The organism is Vibrio sp. ES.051, assembly GCF_002563795.1.
Lineage (GTDB): Bacteria > Pseudomonadota > Gammaproteobacteria > Enterobacterales > Vibrionaceae > Vibrio.
Genome location: NZ_PDJL01000004.1, coordinates 1,259,001 through 1,282,553, shown reverse-complemented (window position 1 = coordinate 1,282,553; position 23,553 = coordinate 1,259,001). Strand labels below are relative to the sequence as shown.

26 protein-coding genes are annotated in these 23,553 nt (G+C 41.8%); 11 read left to right on the top strand and 15 right to left on the bottom strand.

Annotated features, from left to right (window positions below; all coding sequences use genetic code 11):
- Positions 1-427 precede the first annotated feature (427 nt).
- The 5 genes from rlmKL (at position 428) to rmf (ending at position 6,805) form a co-directional block, all read left to right on the top strand.
- Positions 428-2,554 carry a bifunctional 23S rRNA (guanine(2069)-N(7))-methyltransferase RlmK/23S rRNA (guanine(2445)-N(2))-methyltransferase RlmL gene (gene rlmKL, locus ATG66_RS12385; protein WP_098415584.1) on the top strand — a complete coding sequence of 709 codons (2,127 nt, stop codon included), beginning with the start codon at positions 428-430 and terminating at the stop codon, positions 2,552-2,554.
- Between the two features lie 24 nt (positions 2,555-2,578).
- On the top strand, positions 2,579-2,821 hold the full coding sequence (locus tag ATG66_RS12380) for a glutaredoxin family protein (protein ID WP_098415583.1): 243 nt from the start codon (positions 2,579-2,581) through the stop codon (positions 2,819-2,821).
- Positions 2,799-4,718, top strand: a complete 1,920-nt coding sequence (locus ATG66_RS12375; RefSeq protein WP_098415582.1) for an ABC transporter ATP-binding protein — start codon at positions 2,799-2,801, stop codon at positions 4,716-4,718. The genes ATG66_RS12380 and ATG66_RS12375 overlap by 23 nt, the downstream gene beginning before the upstream one ends.
- Positions 4,719-4,725: 7 nt before the next feature.
- Positions 4,726-6,462, top strand: a complete 1,737-nt coding sequence (locus tag ATG66_RS12370; RefSeq protein ID WP_098415581.1) for a DUF3466 family protein — start codon at positions 4,726-4,728, stop codon at positions 6,460-6,462.
- Positions 6,463-6,631: 169 nt separating this feature from the next.
- Positions 6,632-6,805, top strand: coding sequence for a ribosome modulation factor (rmf, locus tag ATG66_RS12365; RefSeq protein WP_005377453.1), 174 nt, complete (start codon positions 6,632-6,634; stop codon positions 6,803-6,805).
- Between the two features lie 120 nt (positions 6,806-6,925).
- Here the strand turns inward: rmf and fabA are convergent, their stop codons facing one another.
- Positions 6,926-7,444 (bottom strand): bifunctional 3-hydroxydecanoyl-ACP dehydratase/trans-2-decenoyl-ACP isomerase, encoded by a 519-nt coding sequence (fabA, locus tag ATG66_RS12360; RefSeq protein WP_098415580.1) that lies wholly within the window; start codon positions 7,442-7,444, stop codon positions 6,926-6,928.
- A gap of 70 nt (positions 7,445-7,514) precedes the next feature.
- The gene (locus ATG66_RS12355; protein ID WP_098415579.1) at positions 7,515-9,155 is read right to left on the bottom strand and encodes an AAA family ATPase; all 1,641 of its coding nucleotides are present in this window, start codon (positions 9,153-9,155) and stop codon (positions 7,515-7,517) included.
- A gap of 210 nt (positions 9,156-9,365) precedes the next feature.
- Between ATG66_RS12355 and matP the strand changes: the two genes are divergently transcribed.
- From matP to ATG66_RS12335, 4 genes are all read left to right on the top strand, one after another.
- Positions 9,366-9,815: a macrodomain Ter protein MatP gene (gene matP / locus ATG66_RS12350; protein WP_098415578.1), complete on the top strand. Its 450-nt coding sequence runs from the start codon at positions 9,366-9,368 to the stop codon at positions 9,813-9,815.
- Between the two features lie 15 nt (positions 9,816-9,830).
- Complete coding sequence (locus ATG66_RS12345) at positions 9,831-10,142, top strand: DUF3634 family protein (RefSeq protein WP_098415577.1); 312 nt, start codon at positions 9,831-9,833, stop codon at positions 10,140-10,142.
- A 118-nt stretch (positions 10,143-10,260) separates the two neighbouring features.
- The gene (locus tag ATG66_RS12340; protein ID WP_098415576.1) at positions 10,261-10,587 is read left to right on the top strand and encodes a hypothetical protein; all 327 of its coding nucleotides are present in this window, start codon (positions 10,261-10,263) and stop codon (positions 10,585-10,587) included.
- A 229-nt stretch (positions 10,588-10,816) separates the two neighbouring features.
- The gene (locus ATG66_RS12335; protein WP_098415575.1) at positions 10,817-11,194 is read left to right on the top strand and encodes a phage protein; all 378 of its coding nucleotides are present in this window, start codon (positions 10,817-10,819) and stop codon (positions 11,192-11,194) included.
- Between the two features lie 6 nt (positions 11,195-11,200).
- Here the strand turns inward: ATG66_RS12335 and ATG66_RS12330 are convergent, their stop codons facing one another.
- The 10 genes from ATG66_RS12330 to ATG66_RS12285 all read right to left on the bottom strand — a co-directional run bounded on the left by ATG66_RS12330 (position 11,201) and on the right by ATG66_RS12285 (position 17,798).
- Positions 11,201-11,443: a hypothetical protein gene (locus ATG66_RS12330; protein WP_098415574.1), complete on the bottom strand. Its 243-nt coding sequence runs from the start codon at positions 11,441-11,443 to the stop codon at positions 11,201-11,203.
- A 692-nt stretch (positions 11,444-12,135) separates the two neighbouring features.
- Positions 12,136-13,557 carry a zonular occludens toxin domain-containing protein gene (locus ATG66_RS12325; RefSeq protein WP_098415573.1) on the bottom strand — a complete coding sequence of 474 codons (1,422 nt, stop codon included), beginning with the start codon at positions 13,555-13,557 and terminating at the stop codon, positions 12,136-12,138.
- Positions 13,558-13,562: 5 nt separating this feature from the next.
- Positions 13,563-13,895: a DUF2523 family protein gene (locus ATG66_RS12320; protein WP_005376274.1), complete on the bottom strand. Its 333-nt coding sequence runs from the start codon at positions 13,893-13,895 to the stop codon at positions 13,563-13,565.
- Entirely contained in the window at positions 13,895-15,385 is a 1,491-nt protein-coding gene (locus tag ATG66_RS12315) for a chemotaxis protein (protein WP_098415572.1), read from the bottom strand. The genes ATG66_RS12320 and ATG66_RS12315 overlap by 1 nt, the downstream gene beginning before the upstream one ends.
- A 132-nt stretch (positions 15,386-15,517) precedes the next feature.
- Positions 15,518-15,709 carry a hypothetical protein gene (locus ATG66_RS12310; RefSeq protein WP_031812170.1) on the bottom strand — a complete coding sequence of 64 codons (192 nt, stop codon included), beginning with the start codon at positions 15,707-15,709 and terminating at the stop codon, positions 15,518-15,520.
- Positions 15,710-15,734: 25 nt separating this feature from the next.
- Positions 15,735-15,980 (bottom strand): hypothetical protein, encoded by a 246-nt coding sequence (locus ATG66_RS12305; protein WP_098415571.1) that lies wholly within the window; start codon positions 15,978-15,980, stop codon positions 15,735-15,737.
- A gap of 2 nt (positions 15,981-15,982) precedes the next feature.
- Positions 15,983-16,318: a DUF1293 family protein gene (locus ATG66_RS12300; protein ID WP_098415570.1), complete on the bottom strand. Its 336-nt coding sequence runs from the start codon at positions 16,316-16,318 to the stop codon at positions 15,983-15,985.
- On the bottom strand, positions 16,290-17,390 hold the full coding sequence (locus ATG66_RS12295; protein ID WP_098415569.1) for a replication initiation factor domain-containing protein: 1,101 nt from the start codon (positions 17,388-17,390) through the stop codon (positions 16,290-16,292). Before ATG66_RS12295 ends, ATG66_RS12300 begins: the two co-directional genes overlap by 29 nt.
- On the bottom strand, positions 17,380-17,580 hold the full coding sequence (locus ATG66_RS12290; protein WP_098415568.1) for a hypothetical protein: 201 nt from the start codon (positions 17,578-17,580) through the stop codon (positions 17,380-17,382). Before ATG66_RS12290 ends, ATG66_RS12295 begins: the two co-directional genes overlap by 11 nt.
- A 2-nt stretch (positions 17,581-17,582) precedes the next feature.
- Complete coding sequence (locus ATG66_RS12285) at positions 17,583-17,798, bottom strand: hypothetical protein (protein ID WP_098415567.1); 216 nt, start codon at positions 17,796-17,798, stop codon at positions 17,583-17,585.
- A gap of 197 nt (positions 17,799-17,995) precedes the next feature.
- On the opposite strand from ATG66_RS12285, the gene ATG66_RS12280 reads away from it, so the two are divergent.
- Positions 17,996-18,352 (top strand): DUF3693 domain-containing protein, encoded by a 357-nt coding sequence (locus ATG66_RS12280; protein ID WP_098415566.1) that lies wholly within the window; start codon positions 17,996-17,998, stop codon positions 18,350-18,352.
- Positions 18,353-18,500: 148 nt separating this feature from the next.
- Here ATG66_RS12280 and ATG66_RS12275 read toward each other — a convergent pair whose 3' ends face one another.
- From ATG66_RS12275 to ATG66_RS12265, 3 genes are all read right to left on the bottom strand, one after another.
- On the bottom strand, positions 18,501-20,222 hold the full coding sequence (locus tag ATG66_RS12275) for an ATP-binding protein (RefSeq protein ID WP_098415565.1): 1,722 nt from the start codon (positions 20,220-20,222) through the stop codon (positions 18,501-18,503).
- Positions 20,212-21,393: an FIST signal transduction protein gene (locus ATG66_RS12270; RefSeq protein WP_098415564.1), complete on the bottom strand. Its 1,182-nt coding sequence runs from the start codon at positions 21,391-21,393 to the stop codon at positions 20,212-20,214. Before ATG66_RS12270 ends, ATG66_RS12275 begins: the two co-directional genes overlap by 11 nt.
- Positions 21,394-21,506: 113 nt before the next feature.
- Positions 21,507-21,863 carry a hypothetical protein gene (locus ATG66_RS12265; RefSeq protein WP_098415563.1) on the bottom strand — a complete coding sequence of 119 codons (357 nt, stop codon included), beginning with the start codon at positions 21,861-21,863 and terminating at the stop codon, positions 21,507-21,509.
- 256 nt (positions 21,864-22,119) lie between these two features.
- Between ATG66_RS12265 and ccoN the strand changes: the two genes are divergently transcribed.
- Positions 22,120-23,547 (top strand): cytochrome-c oxidase, cbb3-type subunit I, encoded by a 1,428-nt coding sequence (gene ccoN / locus ATG66_RS12260; RefSeq protein ID WP_179885651.1) that lies wholly within the window; start codon positions 22,120-22,122, stop codon positions 23,545-23,547.
- Positions 23,548-23,553: the final 6 nt, after the last annotated feature.

The following is a 23,553-nucleotide window of genomic DNA, read 5'->3' as shown; positions in this document are numbered from 1 at the left end:
GATTTTTTTTGTCTCTTTCTTTACTCCTCTAAGCCTAATTGCTTATACAATTGTGTTTTTTCTAAACATGTAAATATGAAGCTGGTCACTTTATCTCACTTTTTTCATCTTAATAATTCCTAGGATTAGTCAACGCGACACTTATATTTTCGTCATTTATTCCTCTATATTGAGGAAATGTAAGTAAATTTCACCTATTCAGTTATTCTGGTATAGTCCAAAGATACATAGAATAAGTATTCACTTCGCTTGCGCCCCTTGAAAGTCGTTGATTGTGCAAAAGTGGTGAGAATCAAAAATGTTGAAACTTTCAGATTATAAAACTGGTGAGGGTTTGTTCTAACAGATAGGAAAATGCCTTTAAAAACGAGGCATTGATCCTAAAGTCAGGTATAATTGAAGCCATTTTTATCAGCGAAAGAACACTATGAATCAATATCTCGCGGTAACTTCAAATGGCATGGAAAACTTGCTTGTTGAAGAACTGACTAAACTAGGCATCGAAAATGCGAAACCAGTACAGGCAGGCGTAAAATTTAAAGCGACAAACGAACAAGTTTACCGCTGTTGTTTGTGGAGCCGTTTAGCGTCTCGATTTGTACGTGTTTTATCTGAGTTCACATGTAACAACGACATGGACTTGTATCTATCCACATCCGCGATTAATTGGGTTAATCAATTTCATAGCTCAAAACGCTTTGTTGTGGACTTTAATGGTACAAACCATGAAATTAGAAACAGTCAATACGGGGCGATGAAAGTCAAAGACGGCATCGTAGACTGTTTTGAAAACAAAGGACTACCGCGTCCTAATATCAGTAAAGAGAGCCCCGACGTTAGAGTTCATGTCCGTTTACATAAAGACAAAGCGCTACTTGGCGTAGACATGGTAGGAAGTGGGCTCCACCAACGTGGTTACCGCCCAGAATCCGGTCGAGCACCACTTCGTGAAACGCTTGCCTCTGCGATTATCATGCGCTGTGGTTGGGATGGTCACCAGCCATTACTCGACCCAATGTGCGGCTCGGGTACGCTGCTTATCGAAGCGGCCATGATGGCTGCGAATATGGCGCCTGGCGTTAAGCGTAAACAGTGGGGCTTTGAGGTGTTAGAGGATTTCGAGCCAGAAACGTGGGCTGAGATTAAATCGGAAGCGAGTGTACAGGCTCGACGCGGCGTCAAAAAAGTTGACGCTAAATTTTATGGCTTTGATAACGATCCTAGAGTTCTTAAAGTCGCACAGGAAAACGCACGCAGAGCGGGTGTTGAAGAGCTGATTGAGTTTGCTCAAGGCGATGCTGCGACCATTACTCGACCAACAGGTTTCGAAAATGGGGTTATCGTTTCGAACCCACCTTATGGTGAACGTTTGGGTACCGAGCCGGGCCTCATAGCATTGTATACTGCATTTGGTGGACAGCTTAAATCTGAGTTCGGTGGCTGCAAAGCCTCAATTTTCTCTAGTTCCGATGAACTACTTAGCTGTTTGCGTATGCGCGCTGAGAAACAATTTAAGCTAAATAATGGTGCGTTACCGTGTCACCAAAGAAACTACACAATTGCAGCTCGTAGTATTGAAGAAATCAAAGGAACTGATAATAAGCAAGTTCAAATCGCTCCCGATTTTTCAAACCGTCTTAAAAAGAACATCGGTAAGATTGGTAAATGGGCTCGTAAAGAGAAGCTAGACTGTTACCGAATCTACGATGCAGACTTACCAGAATACAACGTTGCAATTGACGTTTATGGTGATCACATCGTGATTCAAGAATATGCGGCCCCGAAAGATATCCCCGAAGAGAAAGCTAAGCGCCGTTTAACCGATATTATTCGCGCGACTATTCAAGTTACTGGTGTAGAAGCAAACAAAGTCGTACTCAAAGTTCGCGAAAAACAAAAAGGGCGTAGCCAGTACCAAAAATTGGGACAGGTTTCAGAGACATTAGAAGTTCATGAGTATGGTGTGAAGCTGATCGTAAACCTTCATGACTACCTTGATACAGGCCTTTTTCTCGATCATAAGATCACCCGTCGTCGACTTGGTGAAATGGCTCAAGGCAAAGACTTCTTAAACTTGTTTGCTTATACCGGCAGTGCGACAGTCCACGCCGCCGTGGGTGGAGCACGCTCAACAACGACGGTAGATATGTCTAATACCTACCTCAATTGGGCAAAAGACAACATGCAACTTAATGGCTGTGTGGGTCGACAACACCATTATGAACAAGCAGATTGTTTACAATGGTTAGAAGGTGCAAAAGGCGAGTATGACCTTATCTTTATCGACCCACCTACATTTTCTAACTCAAAACGCATGGAAACATCTTTTGACGTTCAGCGTGACCATATTAAATTAATGACGAATCTAAAACGCCTTTTAAGACAAGGTGGCACGATTGTTTTCTCAAATAACAAACGTCACTTTAAGATGGATGAAGCAGCCCTAGCCGAACTTGGCTTAAAAGCTCAGAATATTTCATCTCAAACGTTGCCATTAGATTTTGCGCGAAATAAGCACATCCACAATTGTTGGTTGGTAACTCACGCAGATTAATAGGTAAAGATAAGGACATTAAAAGTGCTGATATTGTATAGCACAGAGGGATGCCATCTTTGTGAGATGGCATTTACTTTAGTGGAAAAGGCGGGGTTAGGAGAACAAACGGATATTATCGACATTGCGTTTGATGATGATCTATTTTCTCGTTACGGCGTCACGATTCCTGTATTAAAATATCAAGATTCTGAGTTGAACTGGCCGTTCGATTTAGAACAACTTACAAACTGGTTGGAAAATAATGGCATTACTTACCATTCATAATGCACAACTTGCGTTCGGAGATCATCCGTTACTCGACCACGCAGAGTTTGCCTTGCAAGAAAACGAACGAGTCTGTCTAGTCGGCCGAAACGGCGCTGGTAAGTCAACATTAATGAAAGTGCTGGCTGGTGAGATACTTTTAGACGACGGTAAAATTCAGGTCACTCAAGATGTTGTGGTTTCTCGACTGGAACAAGACCCGCCTCTTAATCAAGAAGGCACTGTTTACGAATATGTTTCTGGCGGCTTAGCTGAGGTAGGCGAGCAACTTAAGATCTATCACGATCTTTTGGATCTTGTTGCTCAAGATCCAAGTGAGAAAAACATTAACCGTTTAGCGAAGACTCAAGAGCTGCTCGACCATTCTAATGCTTGGCGTTTTGAAGACCGAGTTAAAAATGTACTCGGAGCATTGCAGTTAAGTCCAGAGACCAAGTTGAGTGACTTATCCGGTGGCTGGCAGCGTAAAGCCGCCTTGGCGCGTGCTCTTGTTTGTGACCCAGATGTATTGCTTCTGGATGAACCGACGAACCATCTAGACGTTACAACAATCGAATGGTTAGAAAATTTCCTAAAAGATTTTAAAGGTTCAATCATTTTCATCTCTCACGATCGCGCGTTCATCAAATCGATGGCGACACGCATTGTCGATTTAGATCGCGGTCAACTCGCCTCTTTTCCTGGTGATTACGACAATTATTTGATTGAAAAAGAAGAGATGCTTCGAGTCGAAGAAATGCAAAATGCAGAATTTGATAAGAAGTTGGCGCAAGAAGAGGTTTGGATCCGTCAAGGTATTAAAGCTCGTCGTACTCGAAATGAAGGGCGTGTTCGTGCCTTGAAAAAACTCCGCGAAGAGCGTTCGAGTCGTCGTGATGTGCAGGGGAAAGTTAATCTAAATATTGATGATGGCTCACGGTCAGGGAAAATTGTTTTTGAAGCTGAAAATATTTCTTTTGCTTACGAAGGCAAAACCATCGTTGACAACTTTAGCTTTAATATCATGCGTGGCGATCGTATCGCACTTGTCGGCCCAAATGGTTGTGGTAAAAGTACAGTACTTAAATTGCTATTAGGTCAGCTAGAACCTCAATCTGGTCGTCTGCATTGCGGTACTAAACTCGACGTCGCGTATTTTGACCAATATCGAGAAATCTTGGATCCAGAAAAAACGGTGCTTGATAACTTGGCTGATGGTAAACAAGAAGTGATGGTTGGCGGGCGTCAACGTCATGCGCTAAGTTACCTTCAGGATTTCTTATTCGCCCCCAAACGCGCAAGAACACCGGTTAAAGCGCTGTCTGGCGGTGAAAAAAACCGTTTGTTGTTGGCTCGTATCTTATTGAAGCCAAACAACTTACTTATTCTAGACGAACCAACCAACGATTTGGATATCGAAACGTTGGAACTTTTAGAAGAAATGCTTGCCAACTATCATGGTACGTTATTGCTAGTAAGCCACGACCGAGAATTTGTTGATAATACGGTGACTACAAGCTGGATCTTCGAGGGCAACGGAATAATTGAAGAGTTTGTCGGCGGTTATCACGATGCAAGACAACAGCGCGAGCAAGCGAGAGCTGTTCGTCAATCGGTTGAAAAAACAACGAAAAATGAGAAAGTGGTTGAGGAAACTCCCAAAACAGCCCAACCTAAGAACAACACAAAGAAGTTATCATATAAGCTGCAAAGAGAATTAGAAGCTCTACCAGCTAAACTTGAACAATTAGAGTCGGATATTGAGAGCCTACAGGAGCAAGTGAACAACCCAGAGTTCTTCGCAAAACCTGTAGAACAGACTCAACCGGTATTGGAACAACTTGCTGCGCTAGAGCAGGAGTTGGAAATCGCATTCGAGAGATGGGAAGAACTCGAAGCAACGCAACAGGATAGTTAATATTTCAATGAATTGTAGTAATAAATTCAAATTGACCGCCATTGCGATAATGGTTGGCACCACAATGAATGCACATGCGGCATTGTATCAGGTTATTGAAGTCTCTCCTCAAATTGACGGAAATAGTGTAGACGATGTAACGGCTCAAACCTCTTATGGCGTTGCAATCCAGCAGGGTGATGTTTACGTTGATCCAAACATCGCTGAACCGGTCCCATTTTCGAAAGGTTGTTTTGATGCTGCAGCGAACTGTACACCAGAGCAATTTAAACTAGCGCTTGAGACTCGTACAACGCCGATATCGGCAACGCAAGCAGTAGATGGTAACAGCTACCGTGAAGAAATCCCGTTTGCCATGGACGCGGGCTTTTATAACATAGAAGAGTTTGACGATTTTGAAAGTTATTGCTTCAACCAACTTGGTTACTCCACTTGTGAATCTTGGGCTGCAGTAAACTGGGCGCCTTGGAACAAAGAGCTAAATAAAGATTTCACTTCTAACGCATTAGCTTTTGTAGAAGGCAATGCTGACGCCTACACGAATGAATATAACAATGTTATTAATCATCTAACAGAAAGCGGCGCAGCGATTGGTAATCAAAGCGTTGTTAGCACATCAGACTCATCAACACTGGAAACACGAAATAGAGTTGTTTCGCCTATTAAGCCAAATATTCTCAGCCAAGCAAGTGTTGTACAAAGCCACGCGTGGAATACAGACGGTACCTTTACAGTAGGTAGTGTTTCCAGAACAGCAAGCAATACAAATGGCTCGCATCACACCTCAAAAGCTGCAATTTGGGATGCAAGTGGAAATGTCCGTGAAATAGCTTGGCCAAGTAAAAATGCTAAAGACGGTGAAAAGCTTGCCCAAGGCAGTATGCGTGACCTTGTCACTTTCGGTACTACAGTCTATGGTGTCGGGTACAATACTTACTCTGATGATAATTATCTAAATGCGACTGTTTTTGTTGGGACGCTTGACTCTGTAAGTTCTGTTGAAAACTCGACCTGGGAAAGCAAAGTTGTTGTAGGTGCAAGACAACGTGAGGGGGGGGATACTATTCACTCAAACTCACGCTTAACGGATGTCAACTCAAACTTTGTCGCGATCGGCGAGGCGAAACGAAGAATCGCTACTGCTGGTGCTTATCCAAATCGGTTGTTTATCGTAGATGATGTACGAGATACTTTAAACGCATTTTATCCAACCACTGGTATTTTCTTCAATGGCGCCGGCGGTAAGATGGGTGGGATTAACGCGTACAATGAAATCGTCGGTCAACTAGACGCTGAGACTACTCGTGAGGACGATGGAAAGCCGCGCCGTAAACGTGGTTTTATCTATCCATACGACTCAACTGGAACTGTAGCAGAGCGCAAAGCTATTTTTGATAATAGAGCATGGTTCTTAGATGATTTGACCAACGGTGGTGACCAATCCGAAGCAAATAACCAATTCCGTATCATTGACGCAACAGATATTAACGACGCTGGCGTTATTTCTGCTACCGCGATTAAGTGTGAAGGAGGGTATGACAGTACTGCGCATAACTCTTTGTGTAAAAGCGGTGAAGCGAATGCCGAGAAAGTAGTCGCGGTCAAACTGCTTCCGATACTTGGTGCAGATAAAGCAGATATTCGTTCTCGTTCTTTTGAACAAACAACGTCTGAACGTCAAGGCGCTGGACTTGGTTGGTTGGCTTTGACCATGCTTGGATTGTTTGGGTTCCGTAGAAAATAGTTAGTAATTTTTAAATCAAGCAGAGGCTCACAGAATTGAGCCTCTGCTTTTTTTGTGCCTTGAGAAAATACGTAATCTGATCGATTCTTATAGATGGAGTCATAAAAACTCCATCAAAGTTTCACCAAACAGCTTTACTTAGTAAATGGACCTGTATGAGGAATTAACTATGAAGAGACAAAAGCGTGATCGCCTAGAGCGAGCTCAATCTCAAGGCTATAAGGCAGGGTTGAATGGAAGGTCTCAAGAGGCTTGCCCGTATCAACAAGTTGATGCTCGGTCATATTGGTTAGGTGGTTGGCGTGATGCCAGAGATGAAAGACAATCTGGTCTCTACAAATAACTCTCCACATACAAATATAAGGATTCAAAAAGGCTCTCAGGAGCCTTTTTTACTCTTCTACAAAACTAAAAAAGACTCCCAGAGAGAGTCTTTCAAAAGATATTGAGTACTTATTGATAATTAAAAGTTTGAAGTATCTTGGAACAAGCCGACTTTCAAATCTTTGGCAACGTAAATCTCTTTACCATCAACATATACATGGCCATCAGCCAAACCCATCACTAATTTACGATTCACGACGCGCTTCATGTGGATTTCATAGGTCACTTTTTTCGCCGTTGGTAGTATCTGACCAGTAAACTTCACTTCGCCAACGCCTAATGCACGGCCTTTGCCTTTACCGCCAACCCAACCAAGGAAGAAACCAACAAGCTGCCACATTGCATCTAAACCAAGACAACCAGGCATTACTGGGTCACCAGGGAAATGGCAATCAAAAAACCAAAGATCTGGAGTAATATCCAATTCAGCTAAAATCAAGCCTTTACCAAAATCACCTTCAGTCTCGGACATTTTAGCAATACGGTCCATCATTAACATATTCGGTGCAGGAAGCTGCGGGTATCCAGGGCCGAACAGCTCACCTTGGCTCGAAGCAAGAAGATCATCACGGTTGTAAGAATCACGTTTGTTTTGCATTATCAATTACTCCAAATTTTGACAGGTGCATCTTAGTGAACACGTGTACGCTAGACAACTCCGATCAGTACTAAACAAACCAGTTTTTGATGCGTTGCACAATTCCTTCTGTATGCTCATGTCTTTCAAAACTTTCAATACGTTCAGCAATTTTTCCAATAATGCTGTCGTCTTCACCTCTAAATGGTTTACCCATAATAATAGGAATGGCTTCGTCAACGGTAGAAACTGACCATATATGGAACTCGCCACTCTTGATACTTTCTATTACATCTTTATGCAAAGCAAGATGCTTGAGGTTGCTGGTTGGCATGACCACACCTTGGTTCCTAGTAAAACCTTGATGCTTACAGACCTGATAGAAGCCTTCAATTTTCTCGTTCAACCCTCCAACAGCTTGTACTCGTCCAAATTGATCGACAGCGCCGGTTACAGCAATTTGTTGATTAACAGGGGATGCTGATAAAGCACTGACCAAACAACATAACTCCGCAAGGGATGCACTATCACCATCGACTTCACTGTACGATTGCTCGAACACAATAGAGGCAGAGTAAGGTAACGGTTCGTCCAGCTTGAGCGCAGAGCTTAGGAATGCCTGCATAATCATCATGCCTTTGGCGTGCAAATTACCACCAAGCTCAGCTTTACGCTCAACGTCGGAAACATCACCGTCACCAAAGTGAATAACGCATGAAATACGTGCAGGTTCACCATAAGAAACTGGGTGACCTGACATATCAACCACCGTTAAGCCATTAATTTGTCCGACTTGTTCACCCGTTGTTTCTATAATCACTTGCCCATCAAGAATGTCGTAAACAGCACGTTGTGGCAGGTATGACTCACGGTAATACTTGTCATCAATCGCTCTATCTATCGCGTCATAATCAAGCTCTTCATTTGAACTGTACTGACTCGCAAGGCTCAATAATTGACAGTGCCACATTACCCCCAAAGGAAGATAATGTTGGTCTTCGGTATAACGCATTCCAGCCAAAAGCAATCTTTTAAATGCGCTGTCATCCAAACTTGGTAAGCAATACTCGGAACATATCCAATTAACGAGACTAAGGTAATCAGCTAAGTTTTGTTGCGATAAGTGAATATCTTCCTCTACTTCTGTATACATAGTGAAACCTGAACGGAAGTCTTCATCAATATACTCAAGCTCTGCCAACTGGCTTCTTTCTCCAGTTACGACAAGCTTTACATCATAGCGACATGACGAAATCGGAGAAGACGCAAGACGAGTAGGGCTCAAATTCAATGGATCGATGGGATGCTTTTGAACTGCTGATTTAATATTGGGCCAATATCCCGGATTAGCTAAAATTAAATTTGCAGGTACGATCAAATAACCATTGTCGGCTTTGGAAAGCAGCCCTGACTGGAAAACAGTCTCACCGTTTTCACTTACGCTATAGCGATCAAATAGAAGTTTGGCATCAAGAGATTCTGTGGTGACTACCGGCAATGAGGTTTCATTCTTTACAGAATCGCTTATAAAATCTCGGTATATAGAATTGTCGACACAATTGATAAGTAAAACACGTGTTAAACCGAAAATTTTTGAAAATCGCGATATTGTCGCCGCCATTCTCGGTTGAAGGTCTACAAATGTCTTTTTAGGTAGTGTACGAGTTGATTTTAAAAGCGTTTCGTATTGTTCGAGCGAAGGAGTAACGTCTTGCCAGTTAAGTTGGTTCATTAAAATTCATCATAATTCAATATTGCCACCATTATAACGAAATGAGCATTAACTCCCTAGCACCAATTTACGCTATCTAAAATGAAGAATACTCGATGAACAAGGCTTAGACAAATGAGTGATCAGCATCGATACTTCTAATGTATTTGTTTGCCGAACTTCAACATCTGGGTTACGCTGTCACTAGGCTATCTTTGTAGGTGGAAACAGATGAAATATCAGCAGCTTGAAAATTTAGAGTGCGGGTGGAAATGGAAATACTTGATAAACAAATGGAAGGATGGGGAGGCTATTACTCGCCACATTGACACCAGTGCAGCCGAGTCTGCCGTTGCAGAGTTAAAGCGCCTAGAGCACGAACCTACACTTGTACTGGCCTGGATAGAAAACCATATGTCAGAAGAGATAGAGAACAAACTCAAACAGGCTATTCGTGCAAAAAGGAAGCGCCATTTCAACGCAGAACAAGTTCATACCAAGAAGAAATCCATAGATTTGGATTACAGGGTATGGGAAAAGCTTTCTAGTCGAGCAAATGAACTGGGATGTACGCTCTCTGATGCCATTGAATACTTACTTTCAGAGGCTTCAAGAAGCGAAAAAGCGAGCCAGAAAGTTACCTCTATCAAAGAAGATTTAAGTAAGTTGCTATCCAATTAGGTTAGGGAGCGTCATATGTTATACGTAATTTTAATTGCTGCTATTGTGATATTTTGGTTAATTGCGGTTGATCGACCGATACTCAAAGTATCTTTTGATAACGGGCACATTAGTAAAATAAAAGGGCACTTACCGCCATCATTTAAGCATAACCTAAAAGATATCGGTGAGCATAATCCGTTTACTGGCAAGATGAAAGTGTACAACCAGCGGACAGGGATGAGATTGGTGTTTTGTAAAAATGTACCTAAAAAAGTCCAGCAAAAAATTAGAAACGTTTTCCCTCATCAAGGATTTAAAGCAAGCAAAGGAAAGAAGCGCGCTTAATCTACATATCAATTACTGTACAGTGTTAAATGGGACGCAATGTTGCGTCCCATTTTCGTATTCATAGATAAGATAATTAAGATAGAAGACTCAATTGGATAATATAAATGGAATGAAAATGCGCTACGTTGTGACTTTAATGATTTTATTTTTTGTTAGCACGTCGTCAATAGCTTTAGCTGACGATGCGGAAACGAACCCTTTGGCGAAAAAAATCAAAACGAAACTCCAAAGAAAAGTGAGTAATAAATTCGACGATTATCAAGGCTACTGCGATGTCATGATAGAAATGGAGCACAAGAGTAAGAAAGCAGCCATAAAGCGAGTAACTAGCAATGGCGACAAAAAAGTATGTCGATATGTAAAATCTAACTTAAAGGTAGGAAAACGCTATCGCTATAATTTCCCAGAAAAGTATATTCGATTACACATATCTTCTAATTAATCGTTCTCAATTTAAGAGCATAAAGCTCGCTTGATAAAATAGAAACGGAGTTGATGATTGATTCTAATCGTTATGATGAAAAGGCAGCAAAAGCCAAATACGGCGTAACTAATCTGGCAGCGCCAATGCTAATCTTCTGACCCTTACGCCAAGTGCGCATTATGTCACCTTATGTTGAATAATCATCAACTTACGTTATATACCAATTCGTTTAATAAACGAGGCGTATATGACAAACTTTCGAAAAATGAACAAGAATTACATTTTTCGTGAATTCGAATGCGGATTAAGCATAGAAGAGACGGCAAAACTTTGTTTTAAAAGTGTGACAACTGTCAAGAAATGGGACAAGGGGCAGAGCATACCGCCAGAGTGTAAACGATTGATGAGAATGACCAGTGGGAGGGAACTAGCCACCTCCGAGGACTGGGAGCTTTTCAAAATGCATAAAAACACATTAGAACTACCAACGGGGCAATTTGTTACAGCGCAACAAATACTAACGGGAATAGCACTACTTGAACTAGGGGCAGAACCTGATTTGATGATCGCAAAAGAGATCATGAAATACGTCAGAGCACTAATGAAAATAAAAAAAGGGCACTAAGCCCCTTTATTCAATTTCAGAGAGCGCGCTAAAAGCTGAAACGTACCTGTTAACTTTACTACGCAAATCATAAAGTTCACGCTGTAGACGCTCTCTTCTTTCCTTTTCATCTTTATACATCTGTTCATACCTTATAGCAGTATAACCACCTTCGATAAGAGCTTTTGATTTTGTTGATTGACGTGTCAATGAAGACAAGGTGGATAGCATTTCCTCATGCTTTTCTGTATCTCGAATTGTAATAGCCATCATTTTCCCTTTCTGCAGAATTTGCCTGGACAAGTAATGATAGCATTTTTAATCGATCGAGCCAGGTAAAAAATGGGTTAATGATAGCAAAAATAGTTTTGTTCCAGGAATACCGGTTCGCAATATGATAGCAAAACTCGCTAACGCTCAAACACTGGCGCGTTACACTTGCAGATACACGGAGAGAGTTGATAGTTCCGTGGAATTTACCCCCGTAATACAGAACGGGGGTTTGCCCTCCGCTGCGCTTCTCCTCCTCAGTTTTCGTCGTCGTCGCTTATTGTCGGGCAACCACCAAAGAAAAATCAATCTCGACACTCGATTGATTTAGAGAACTATGAGAAAGATGAGATAGAGCCGAAACTTGGGAGTGCCCTGAACGTTTTAAATGGTCTAGCAGGAAGGAGGGTGTCAGAACCCAATTAGATTAGGCTACTGACCGCGCCGATTAAGTGGGGAGGCTATCTTTAGTTAAGTGGGCGGCTTGGTGCCCCGTCGTCGCTCCGCAACTCCTTATCCCTGCGGGGCAACTTAAACAAAGCAGAAATACCAAAACGAATCAAATCCCAAACCAGTAACGCCGTAAATATACCTGCGCCGTAAACGTACCCGCAAAAATAAACCAGAAAAATAATTCTGTTAAATCTAAAAAGTCTTTAGGTGTTATGACAATACTTTCCATTTTAAAAACCTCACATTATAAAAGAATTTTCACTCATCGCATCAGAACGCAACGCCCCAATGCTAGCCATATCAGTATCATTAGATTCTGAGTTATCACCCCGACCATCACTAGGTTCGCAAGTTATCAAAGTTTTTAACTCACCTTGTTTAAGTACCATTAAGCATTCGTCTAACAGTTCAAAATCAACATCAACCGCCTTTAAATAACGCTTATTTAATGAATACAGCCCATCATCGGTATAAGCATTAATAACGACGTCAAACACCGTCGTTTTCAAATCAATCCCGTTTTTCTCGCGAATAATGGTTTTCTTATGAAAACCCGACAGATAAGCAGTTTGAAGACCATCAAAATAAAGTACATCCGTTACAGGAACAAAAGGAGAGCCGCCTTGCTGACTACTCGAATTAACAGTCCCACCGCTAGGTAAAACAGAATCCCCTTGAACAGACGTCGAAGCCCGTCCAGCCGGAACAGATTCCAAATTTTGGCTGTTAGTTTTCGTCTCAAGTTCATCTGTTGAAACCTGACTTTCATCTTCAGTAAGTAAATCCATAGCGCCATAAATAAAATACACCGGACAAGCAATCATTAAGAACAAGGCTAGAAAGAATTTCGGAGAGCGAAACAGCGTATTCAAGCCACCTGATTTAGTAGCCGCACCCGTACCCGTAGACTTATAAAGTAGGTGCGCTTCCAAGGGGATTTTTTGAGGGAATAGGTTTGCGTCTTTCTTTTGCGGAATAACTGGTTTAGTCACATTGGTAGGGTGTTTGTATATCCACGGTTTACGCTTAGCAAAGAAAAAACCATCCCTATTTTTGTGAAAGAAAGCTTGCTCAGCACACGCCTTGATTGAGCTATCTATCTGCTGCCAGTCGGGAGAGAGCAACTCAATATCCCAGTTGTATTTTCGATGACGCATAAAGCCCTCGTTATAAGCTAACGGGTAGATTATGCGACCATTTTCGTCGTACTCAGCCACGCCTAAATCGTCTATCTCACACGATTGCAACGTACTCAAATCGACAGGAACGTGGCGAGAATCGAAAAACTCCTTATAGCCTTTAGGTAGGTTTGGAAGAAATTCTTCTAAAGGGCGGTATTTAATTTTTCGACCATCGAAGCCGATGTTTTTAGAAAAGATATCCTGACACTCATCAATAACAATGAGAGCGTTAAGAGGGCACCAACAGAAGAAATGCTGCCAGAGTTCAATACCAATTTCAGAGCGCGAGAAAATACGAATCAACTTAGCAGATGAAGGGAATTTAATATTCAAGCGCTTTTCAATTTCTTCTAAGGGCTGCATACCCTCAAAGTTGGTCACAACCACACGACCAGCCTTGAGAGCAGGGAGAATAACAAACCATGCCGTGTAAGCGGACTTATAAGAGCCATTGCCACCCGTTCTAATACTAATTGCCATTGTTGTTACCTCGACATTCTCATTACAAGTGCAGTAGTGGCGCAATTGGCATAAATAGCCATCCCATCAGGCACTTTAAATAATATCCCCCAGTAACGAAGCTCAGAGGGGAGCAAGTTAAACAAATCAGAGAATAGGGAGCTAAAACCAATCTCATCCAATAATGTTGTCGCCACCAAATAAGAGATACGCAAAAACTCAATCATCACCATGAATTTCATTTTTATCCACCATGCTTGGAGCCACACAAAAGCCGCATCAAAATAGCTACCTGCATTACTGAAATAGTTAAGAATGGTCTCACCCATATTGGTGATGTATTGAAAAAACTCATACATTAGAAAGCCCCTCCGATTGATCTTATCCCTAACAAGCCAAATACAAACAAAACCACCGCCCCGATGATTCCTGCGTTATCCTGTAACGCTGCCATAACTGCATTCTGTTGACGGACTACATTTCCGCGAACCGTGAGTTCGATGTTATGAGCGTTGTAATCACCGCCGTTAACATCAGACGTAAAATTGAAGTAGGCGCGGTACTGGTTTAGCAAATCCTTATACTCATTTTTAAGGACAGTAATTTCAGCGTTTAAGTTGTGTAATTGGGTAGCTGAATAAAGGGGAACAACAGCACCACCACTGCCACCATCAACCATAGGTTTACCTAACCCCTCAATAGCATCGACCACATCACCAAAGCCCTTTTGGTTGGTTGATTCCAAGTCGCCAAGGTCATTGGATAGCTGACCAAAGCCGTTGTTTAAAAGATTGTTTGCAGACGTAAGCAAGCCGTTGGTTTGATTACCAATGCCAGACAACATATCTGACTGTCCTTTAATGGCGTTAGCCACATGGTTTGCATTATCGACAACCGTATCGGTATTTAAATCAACAGAAGCCTTGAGAGCATCCAGAGCTGATTTTGTTTCAGCTTGGTTTTTGTTCATGTCGTTATTGATACCAGTTAACTGAGAGTTAACATCCTTATTCATCGCCTTAATAGCCGCTAGAGTGTCACTAGTATTATCAACATCCGGCTCAGGTTTATCAGGGTCAGTAGAGCCACCACCGCCACCGCCAGATGGTTTATCAGGGTCGCCTAAATCGCCACCCGTTGGAGGGTCGATATCAGTATCACCCGAACACTCCGGCCAATTTGGGGAAAAGATGGTACAAGACTCAGGTGGAGGAACGTCACACCAATTATTTTCTGGCGTACAACACATTCCGTATTCTGGATTCCAATCAGGATGATTTTCATCACATTTGTTTTCATCGTCCAAGCATGCAGGAAATGAAGGGGAACCCGGCTCACACCCCTCGGGTGGAGGTGGAGCAATATCGCAAGACATTCGAAAGTCAGGCGGGTCAACTTGGTCATTACAAATAATTGTTGGAGAGCCACCATCAGCAAGACAGTTAGACTCATATTGGTTCATCTGACTTATCGTGTCAGGACGACTACAGAAAGGGGGAGGCGGTGGCTCCTCACATAAACCAGTCTCAGGATTTAACTGAGTACCATCAGGACAACTATCAATAGCAGCGTAGTTAACCCACTGCTTACGCGAAGAAATACCGTAGTGATAACTCACCCAAGAGCCAGAAGTGGAAGTACTTCTAATAATGTAACGACCAGATGGGTCTTTTTTACCCACAGGGCAGTCAAAAAGATACGAGTCATCCATAACCTGACCAATAGACACAGGACAACCCGAAAGACGAGTGACGTAAGCAACGTTCTTAACCTGAACCAATTTAGCAGAAGCACTAAACGAAACACTCATAAGAACAACCAGTAACGCAATGCTTTGTTTAATACTCATTTGTATACCTTATAAAAATAACGCCCCACTAGGAGGCGTTAACACCAGACTTAAAACCCCCGACAAACCCACCAAACATCGAGAGAGCGAAAAGCAAGGTGAGAATAGCGGTTAGTGTTTCTTGCATAGTAATTACGAGCGCATCGCACCAATCATCATACGAAGACCGAAGCCGATAGCCGCGAGGCCAATCAGACCAACAACAACTAGCGTATAGTTTGCTTGACCTTCAGTAACCGCCGTGCCGATAGCCGCTGAATGGTCAGCCGCGAAAGTAGAGCCAGACGCTACCGCAGTAGCCAAAAGAACAGATAATTTTTTCATGATATTAACTCCAATAGTTTTAAAATTAGGCTTTACCAAGCCCCTTAACGATTCGCCCGAGCACATGACCGGACACAAAAGACAGCAGCAAATAGCCTGTTATTTCTGCATAAAATGCTGCATCAATATCAAATTGAAGGTTTGAACGGCTGGAAATCAGGTTGTAATCATCATTACTCACAATCACAAACGTACAGTTAGCTAATGGCTCATAAGGAAACGCCTTTATCGAACCATCAGTTAAGATTTCCGCGCAAACCGTCAAAGTCATAATTACTTAAAGCTCGCTTGAAAATGCTTTTTGATTTCTTCATCAACAGGCACAATTTCCACCGCTTGGATATCTAACGGGTCGTCAATGTTAGAGCCGAAACGAATTTCATACTCACGATTGGGAACGAAGGCTTTTGAATCAATAAGCTTTTCTGCGTATTGCAAATTAATTCGAATAGGTTGTTTGTTGTAAGGAATATCAGTGTTCAAACCGATTCCGCGTTGCTTGAATTTTTCAACATCCACTTGCTCGACAGTGCGAAGAACGGATAATTCCGCAAATTCCATTCCCGATTTCGGGAACTTTTTAATAACCACGGCAGTAATTACTGGCATAATCTTGACTCTCTAAAGTTAATGATTTGAGATGAGCGTAAGCATCAGGAACGCCAAGCTCGTTAAAATTAATACGTCGATATTTTTCAGGGATAAGCATTCCGAACGCTTCCCCCAAGTCACCTTCAGTCATGGCGATAACTTCAGATAACGCTTTACCGCACTGGCGACGAGCCCAAGCGATACGTGAAAAGAATTCCAAACCTTGCGCTTTCTTGTTTTGAGAAAATTTGACAGGTTCAGCAGGTTCAATGCTGGCAGCAAAATCACACAGGCCAGCAAAAGCCGAAGCAGGAGAGGCGAGCATATCCACATCGCACTTTTTAAGCTCAACTTCATTTCGATACCAAATCACCTCAGGGTCAGTGATTTTTTGCTCTAATTTCTTGTTGTAAACACGCCAATAAACCAATGAAGAACGAGAACCAACAATAGTGGCTTCTTCCAACAATTCACCGCTTTGAGTAATCCGCTTGTGCGGCACCATAGAAGGGCCACGACCACGATTGGAAGTGCGAAAAGCACCATTGTAGAAACACATTTCAGCGTAACAACAATCAAAAATACCCGTGTAATCGTCCACCGCTAAATCAAGACGGGCGAGGCGAGTAACACCGAGCACCGTCGATAACCAGTAGTGCAATTTTTTGTTTGTGGTGTAATCAAAAAGCTTGGTACAACCAGAGCCGTTAATCTGGACAAAAACCGTATCATTGTTACCACCAATACCGACCAGACCGCATTCAACTGTCCCTGTTGAATCTAGAATCACCATCGAATCTTGATAACCATGCAAACCACGACCACGCATAGGCGACAAACGAAAGCCAAAAATTTTAAACATGAATTCATCAAAGCGATGCGAAAGGACTTTACGAACTTTATCTTTGTGTCGCTGCATAGCACCCTCAATCGCCTCAGGAGTACCAGCGGCAGGTTGACGAAACTCAGGAAGCTGCAAATTGACAAAATCTTGGTCGCTAGACTTATCGAGGTGACGCAAATCACCGTAATTGAACGTAAATGCTAAGTGGTCAATTTTAACAGGGCGTACTTCATCTTTAGATTGCATGAAAGACCCCCTTTAAGAGCAGTTCGTTATAGTTTTCGTCAGTGATTTCAATCAGTTGGTATTCGTCATTACCGTAATGAATATTCAGAAACAGATTGAAATCTGACTGATTTTTAAAGAAGTGGTGACCCCAAGGAAAATAGGCATTGATTCCGATTTGGGGTTCATTGTCAAAATAAATGGAATCCATGATTAAGCCTCGCTCAACTCAAAAAGTGTCGAATCAGAAAGGCCATGTAAAACATGATTCTTGTCATCGGCGACAATCTGCTTAGCCTCAGCATTACAGAATGAACAGCCACAGAATTGACCACCACAACTGCATAGTTCATCTTCGTTATGACGAGCATCAGAATAAATGGACACTTTCAAACAATCTTGACAGAGCACGAACATTGAACGAGACATAACAACCACCTTGACCAGTTGAGAGAGTGACCGCCAAAGCCAAGCGCGAAAGCGTCAAGGGCAAACGCCCCAAGCGAGGCGGTCTAATATGCTAATATGCATATTATTAAACATGCAGTTTTGCATAGTGTAAATACCCGAATTTGCATGATGTTAAGCTAGAATGAAAAAGCAAGCGCATTAATGAGGATTTAAAAATGTACATAAACCAATTGCTAGACGCATATAAATCAGCGAAGAATTATGTGCAAGACAAGCAAATCGCTCACGACTTAGGGATAAGCACTCAAAAACTATCAAATATAAGAAATGGACAACGCTATCTAACTGAAAAAGAAGTGCTTTTTCTAGCGAAAGAAGTGGGAGCCGATATAGAATCAGTATTGGTATACCTAGCTGCTGATAAAGCGAAAACCTATGAAGCTCAACAAGCTTGGGCGAAGATTGCAAAAAAGTTTAACGGGCTAGGATTACCAAGTATTTCAATGCTTTACGGAGTGTTTTCACTCACCAATTTAGAGCAACTCAAGTTCGCATTATGTATATTATGTTAAATTATGGACAAATGAGTTTCACTTAACACACCTAGCTTAACCCCCTCCGCTCTGTGATCCGAAAAGCAATTAAACATAATCGTTATTTACCATAAAATACTTAATATAGCTCTTAATAATCTATCGATTGTTAAGAGCTATATTAATGCTATTCACAAGACTGTATTGCGTTGAAGATATCTTGCCTTCGAACTGGCTTTGAAATGAAGTTGTTCATTCCTGCTTCTAAACATTTATCGCGGTCACTTTCTAAAGCATGTGCCGTTAACGCAATGATTGGAACCTGAATTCCTTTTTCACGAATTAACTTTGTTGCAGTAATACCATCCATTACCGGCATAGATACATCCATAAAAATAATATCAACCAAATTGCTGTTTTCTTCTAAGAACGTTAATGCTTCTTCGCCATGGTTTGCAATATGTACGTTATGACCAAGCTTACTTAAGATCAACTTTATGACCAACTGGTTGGACTCGGTATCTTCTACCACAAGAAGATCCATTGCTTTATTTGGTTGGTTAGGCTCTATTTTAACGGGACGACACTGATTATTCCTAGTTAGAACAGGAACTGTTATCGTGAATGTAGAGCCTACACTTTCTTCACTCTCAACTTGTATTGTTCCTCGCATCATCTCGACAAGGTGTTTTGTTATTGCTAGGCCTAATCCTGTCCCACCGAAACGTCTGGTTATTGATCTGTCACCCTGATAAAACGCCGTGAACAGATATTCTAATTTCGTTTTAGAAATACCAATACCAGTATCCGAAATGGTTACAATGAGCTCGTCATCTTGCTCAGAAACAGAAATGTTCACCGTGCCAAAATCGGTAAATTTAATCGCGTTACCAATCAAGTTAAAAAGGATTTGAGAGAGTCTTGTTGAATCAATCCAAAATTGTTTATCGTGTGAAACGGTGTAGTGAAATTCAAAGTGAAGGTTCTTTTTCTTGGCCATTTGTTTTTGTTGAGACACAACAAAAGTGACAGTGTCTTTTAAGCTTATCCACTGTTCATTTAACTGGAAACTGCCTGACTCAATTTTGGATAAATCGAGTATGTCACTTATTATCGCCAGAAGTAATTCTGCTGAGCATTCCATTTGGCTAAGTGCGTCAATTTGCTCTTCTGATAACGTTGATTGCCTTAATATATCGAACATTCCAAGCACAGAGTTTAGAGGGGTACGTATTTCATGGCTCATCATTGCTAAAAACTCAGATTTGGAACGATTAGCGAACACGGCCTCTTCTCTTGCCTTAGCAAGCTGAGTTGTCCTCACCTCGACGATACGCTGTAACCTTTCTTTAGTTTCAATATCGATGACAGCGCGTTCGATTAAGGGTCTAAATCGCCTAAGCGTTTCTTTTTGTTCGATACTGAAGTGCCCTTTCTGAGCACAGACCAATAAGATAACAGTTTGTGTTACTTCAGAGCGAAGACCTGTTAAAACAACTGAATTGACGTGGCTTTTGACGAAGCTATTTAAATTAGCAAACTCATCTATTTTTGTTGGCTCAAATAGCAAGATACACTCACCATTTAGAGCCCTATCCATTACGTCACCTTGTAACCAATTAACCGAGTCAAACACGCTATTCGTCGTTATTAAGGTTTTGAATGGATAGTGTTCACCATCACGTGTAAGTACAATAAAGTCGTCGAAACTGATGTACTTCTTAAAAACGTTGGTTAATTCGGTAAATATCTCATTAATATTTTTGGCTTTGCTCATCGCAGATATTGCAGAGAGAATCGCTTTATTCTCTTCCACAAGTAACCGCTCTCTTTGCCTAGCCTGCTTGAGATCGACTAACGCCTCTTGCAACGCTTCCTGTTGAAATATATCGATGTATTTATCTTTCATAAGGTCTATGGAAGATTGCTGATGATATCATCAAGTTTCCGTGTCCATTTTCACCACCAATGAATCTCCCTTGCTCACCAAAGGTAAACGGGCAAATAAAAGGTAAGTGTTCTAGTTCCTGATTAATTTGTTCGCAGACGCTATTTATGTCTTGCATTAAGTGCAACATAGGGCCTGCGCAGAAGATGCTTATCACACCTATTTTTCGAGATTCTTCTAACTTTTGATTGAAGGCTGCATTTACAACTTTGGCGGGACGCGCTACTAAGTGATCACGGCTCCCTTTCATTAGAGTCAGTTCTTCTCCCTCTTCTATTCTTGTAAAGAGTTCGATTCCACCATCATGGGTCTCGCGAATAGGATGGGATAATTTGTAGTATGGTCGTTCATAAAGGTAACCTGCCACACGACCTAGCGGGTATGCGCTGGAGTTAGTAAATAAAAGGTCATCTTGATTTGTCTGATTATCTTGATGACTGGTCCACTTTCTATAAATATCTAACGCTGGGTGATGGTCAATCTCAAGTAAGCATCTATCATTAGTTTTGGTTGCTATCCCTTTGATATTTGTAGGTATGTGCCCTGCGCTGAAAGCGATATCGACAGGCTGGGAAGAGTAAAAAAGAGTGACGCTAATGCCCGATGTTTGATGACCTTGAGCAGTGATAACTGACCATTTACCTTCAATGTTATTATCTGCAGCAGAGCCGCCGATAATAGGAATAAGCGTGCCAAACCTCTCATCAATAGCTTCTATAATTGACTCTTCTTGACCTGGAGTTGCATGGAGAAGGATCAAGTTCGGTACTTCGCCGATTCGACCTGCACTCTTAAGCGCCATATCCAACGCAAAAGAGACGCTGTCACTTATGTTGTCTTTGGAAATCCCCGTACCATAAGCATGTGACTCTGAATCATAAATAGCAAACGCCGCAATAACGGGGCCTGAGTGAAACCCCTCCTCCGTCATAACGGCTTGGCAAGAGCTTGCGCCATGGAAAGGTACTCTAGGAAAATACTTGAGAAAAGCTTCACGAATGGACTTAAAATCATACTCTTCTGTGTAGTAAAGCAAGACATACGACAAGCTTGCCTGAGTCAATTCAGAACGAAGTTTTTCGATAGCTAAATGTTCATCGATGATATGAGTAAAAACTGTTTGGCAATGCATACGCTTTTATAATTGAATATCACGCTGTTGTTATACCATTCCGATCAAATTTCATTAAGTAAGAAGGTATGTATTTCATCAAAAAGTTACAATTATCTCGTAGCAGTTCTGATTTAGAGCTGAACGACAATAATGTTTTTGTCTTTTTTAAAGCTGATTTTATTAGATTCCGAAATAGAACCCCATTTAATATGTTGGTCGGTTTCGCGAAGAACAACATATTCACCAGATTGATTTTGATCAACTTTCAGAGTGCTACTTTTTATCGTTTCGATCGAAATACCTGATGAATCACGATTAATCGTGATTTTTTCTTCTCCAATTGTTACATCACATCGCTCTTTTTGTGAACAGTCAATGGTATTGATGGTCTCGTGTGTAAAGGTCCGCCAGAAAAAGGCTCCGATTAAAACACTGAGCATGATTAAGATTTGTGCAAGTCGCGCCTTTGTTAACTTTTGTGCCGGCATAATTACTAATATCCTTGTTACAAACTTCAAACTTTTTAAATAAAAAATGATTTCCAGAGGCCCTGTAAGGTTACTACCCTGTCATTGAATTGTTAATTCAAGTATAGTGCCATGCTGAAAATGCCACTTTTTATCAAAGTCAGCAATAGAAATAAGGTGATGATAACACTTAAATTCTTGAGTTTACTTGGGTGGTGTTACGACGCAAGTCGTGTTGAAAGTAAAGTGTAGTTAATTAGAAATTGGAAGCATGCAAATGAGCCAAGTAAAGCAGCTTGAACAAAACTACAACTATACAGTCGTTCGCCAATTTACCCTTGTGACCATTTTATGGGGCATAGTTGGTATGGCTGTTGGTGTTTTGATTGCCGCTCAATTAGTTTGGCCACAGCTAAACTTTGATACGCCGTGGTTGACGTACAGTCGTTTACGTCCGCTGCATACTAATGCGGTAATTTTTGCGTTTGGTACAAGTGCTCTGTTCGCAACGTCTTATTACGTTGTACAGCGTACATGCCAAACACGTCTTTTTGGTGGCCCACTCGTTGCCTTCACCTTTTGGGGTTGGCAAGCAATCATCCTGGCAGCCGCCATTACTTTGCCTCTCGGTTTAACATCGGGAAAAGAATATGCTGAGCTAGAATGGCCTATTGATATCGCAATTGCGTTAGTGTGGGTATCTTATGCGGTGGTGTTCTTCGGCACTCTGGTGAAACGAAATACGTCACATATTTATGTGGCAAACTGGTTCTTCGGCGCCTTTATTATCACGGTTGCAGTACTTCACATCGTGAACAGTATGGCTATCCCTGTTTCCCTTGGTAAGTCTTACTCGATTTACTCTGGCGCTGTGGATGCAATGGTTCAATGGTGGTATGGACACAACGCGGTCGGTTTCCTACTCACCGCTGGTTTCCTAGGTATGATGTACTACTTCGTTCCTAAGCAAGCTGAACGTCCTGTTTATTCTTACCGCTTATCTATCGTTCACTTTTGGGCATTGATCTCATTATACATTTGGGCTGGCCCTCACCACCTTCATTACACTGCACTACCAGACTGGACTCAGTCTCTAGGTATGGTGATGTCGTTAGTTTTATTTGCTCCGTCTTGGGGTGGCATGATCAACGGTATTATGACGCTGTCTGGTGCGTGGCATAAGCTTCGTTATGACCCTATCTTACGCTTCCTAATTGTTTCATTGTCATTCTATGGAATGTCTACCTTTGAAGGCCCAATGATGTCGATTAAGACGGTTAACGCACTTTCTCATTACACAGACTGGACCATTGGTCATGTACACTCTGGTGCGTTAGGTTGGGTTGCGATGGTTTCTATCGGCTCTGTATATCACTTAGTTCCTCGCCTATTTGGTCAAGGACGCATGTATTCAGTAGGTCTAGTTAACGTACATTTCTGGTTAGCGACAATTGGTACTGTGCTTTACATTGTTGCGATGTGGATCTCTGGTGTAATGCAAGGTCTGATGTGGCGCGCGGTTAACTCTGACGGCACGTTAACTTATAGCTTTGTTGAGTCTGTAGAAGCATCTTACCCGTTCTACTTTGTGCGTTTTTTGGGTGGTTTCATCTTCCTATCTGGTATGTTCCTAATGGCATACAACACGTACAAGACAGTAAGTGCACCTAAAGAAAGCCTAAAAGCTATTCCGCATCCGGCATAAGGAGAT

Bases quoted from the DNA above. Each gene is read 5' to 3' on its own strand.
- ATG66_RS12375 (WP_098415582.1), top strand. From the start codon at position 2,799: ATGGCATTACTTACCATTCATAATGCACAACTTGCGTTCGGAGATCAT.
- ATG66_RS12300 (WP_098415570.1), bottom strand. From the start codon at position 16,318: ATGCCAGTAATTACTGCCGTGGTTATTAAAAAGTTCCCGAAATCGGGA.
- ATG66_RS12280 (WP_098415566.1), top strand. From the start codon at position 17,996: ATGTACATAAACCAATTGCTAGACGCATATAAATCAGCGAAGAATTAT.
- ATG66_RS12290 (WP_098415568.1), bottom strand. From the start codon at position 17,580: ATGGATTCCATTTATTTTGACAATGAACCCCAAATCGGAATCAATGCC.
- ATG66_RS12370 (WP_098415581.1), top strand. From the start codon at position 4,726: ATGAATTGTAGTAATAAATTCAAATTGACCGCCATTGCGATAATGGTT.
- ATG66_RS12330 (WP_098415574.1), bottom strand. From the start codon at position 11,443: ATGGCTATTACAATTCGAGATACAGAAAAGCATGAGGAAATGCTATCC.
- ATG66_RS12265 (WP_098415563.1), bottom strand. From the start codon at position 21,863: ATGCCGGCACAAAAGTTAACAAAGGCGCGACTTGCACAAATCTTAATC.
- ATG66_RS12340 (WP_098415576.1), top strand. From the start codon at position 10,261: ATGCGCTACGTTGTGACTTTAATGATTTTATTTTTTGTTAGCACGTCG.
- ccoN (WP_179885651.1), top strand. From the start codon at position 22,120: ATGAGCCAAGTAAAGCAGCTTGAACAAAACTACAACTATACAGTCGTT.
- ATG66_RS12335 (WP_098415575.1), top strand. From the start codon at position 10,817: ATGACAAACTTTCGAAAAATGAACAAGAATTACATTTTTCGTGAATTC.
- ATG66_RS12270 (WP_098415564.1), bottom strand. From the start codon at position 21,393: ATGCATTGCCAAACAGTTTTTACTCATATCATCGATGAACATTTAGCT.
- rmf (WP_005377453.1), top strand. From the start codon at position 6,632: ATGAAGAGACAAAAGCGTGATCGCCTAGAGCGAGCTCAATCTCAAGGC.
- fabA (WP_098415580.1), bottom strand. From the start codon at position 7,444: ATGCAAAACAAACGTGATTCTTACAACCGTGATGATCTTCTTGCTTCG.
- ATG66_RS12355 (WP_098415579.1), bottom strand. From the start codon at position 9,155: ATGAACCAACTTAACTGGCAAGACGTTACTCCTTCGCTCGAACAATAC.
- rlmKL (WP_098415584.1), top strand. From the start codon at position 428: ATGAATCAATATCTCGCGGTAACTTCAAATGGCATGGAAAACTTGCTT.
- ATG66_RS12295 (WP_098415569.1), bottom strand. From the start codon at position 17,390: ATGCAATCTAAAGATGAAGTACGCCCTGTTAAAATTGACCACTTAGCA.
- ATG66_RS12325 (WP_098415573.1), bottom strand. From the start codon at position 13,557: ATGGCAATTAGTATTAGAACGGGTGGCAATGGCTCTTATAAGTCCGCT.
- matP (WP_098415578.1), top strand. From the start codon at position 9,366: ATGAAATATCAGCAGCTTGAAAATTTAGAGTGCGGGTGGAAATGGAAA.
- ATG66_RS12310 (WP_031812170.1), bottom strand. From the start codon at position 15,709: ATGAAAAAATTATCTGTTCTTTTGGCTACTGCGGTAGCGTCTGGCTCT.
- ATG66_RS12275 (WP_098415565.1), bottom strand. From the start codon at position 20,222: ATGAAAGATAAATACATCGATATATTTCAACAGGAAGCGTTGCAAGAG.
- ATG66_RS12315 (WP_098415572.1), bottom strand. From the start codon at position 15,385: ATGAGTATTAAACAAAGCATTGCGTTACTGGTTGTTCTTATGAGTGTT.
- ATG66_RS12320 (WP_005376274.1), bottom strand. From the start codon at position 13,895: ATGTATGAGTTTTTTCAATACATCACCAATATGGGTGAGACCATTCTT.
- ATG66_RS12305 (WP_098415571.1), bottom strand. From the start codon at position 15,980: ATGACTTTGACGGTTTGCGCGGAAATCTTAACTGATGGTTCGATAAAG.
- ATG66_RS12345 (WP_098415577.1), top strand. From the start codon at position 9,831: ATGTTATACGTAATTTTAATTGCTGCTATTGTGATATTTTGGTTAATT.
- ATG66_RS12285 (WP_098415567.1), bottom strand. From the start codon at position 17,798: ATGTCTCGTTCAATGTTCGTGCTCTGTCAAGATTGTTTGAAAGTGTCC.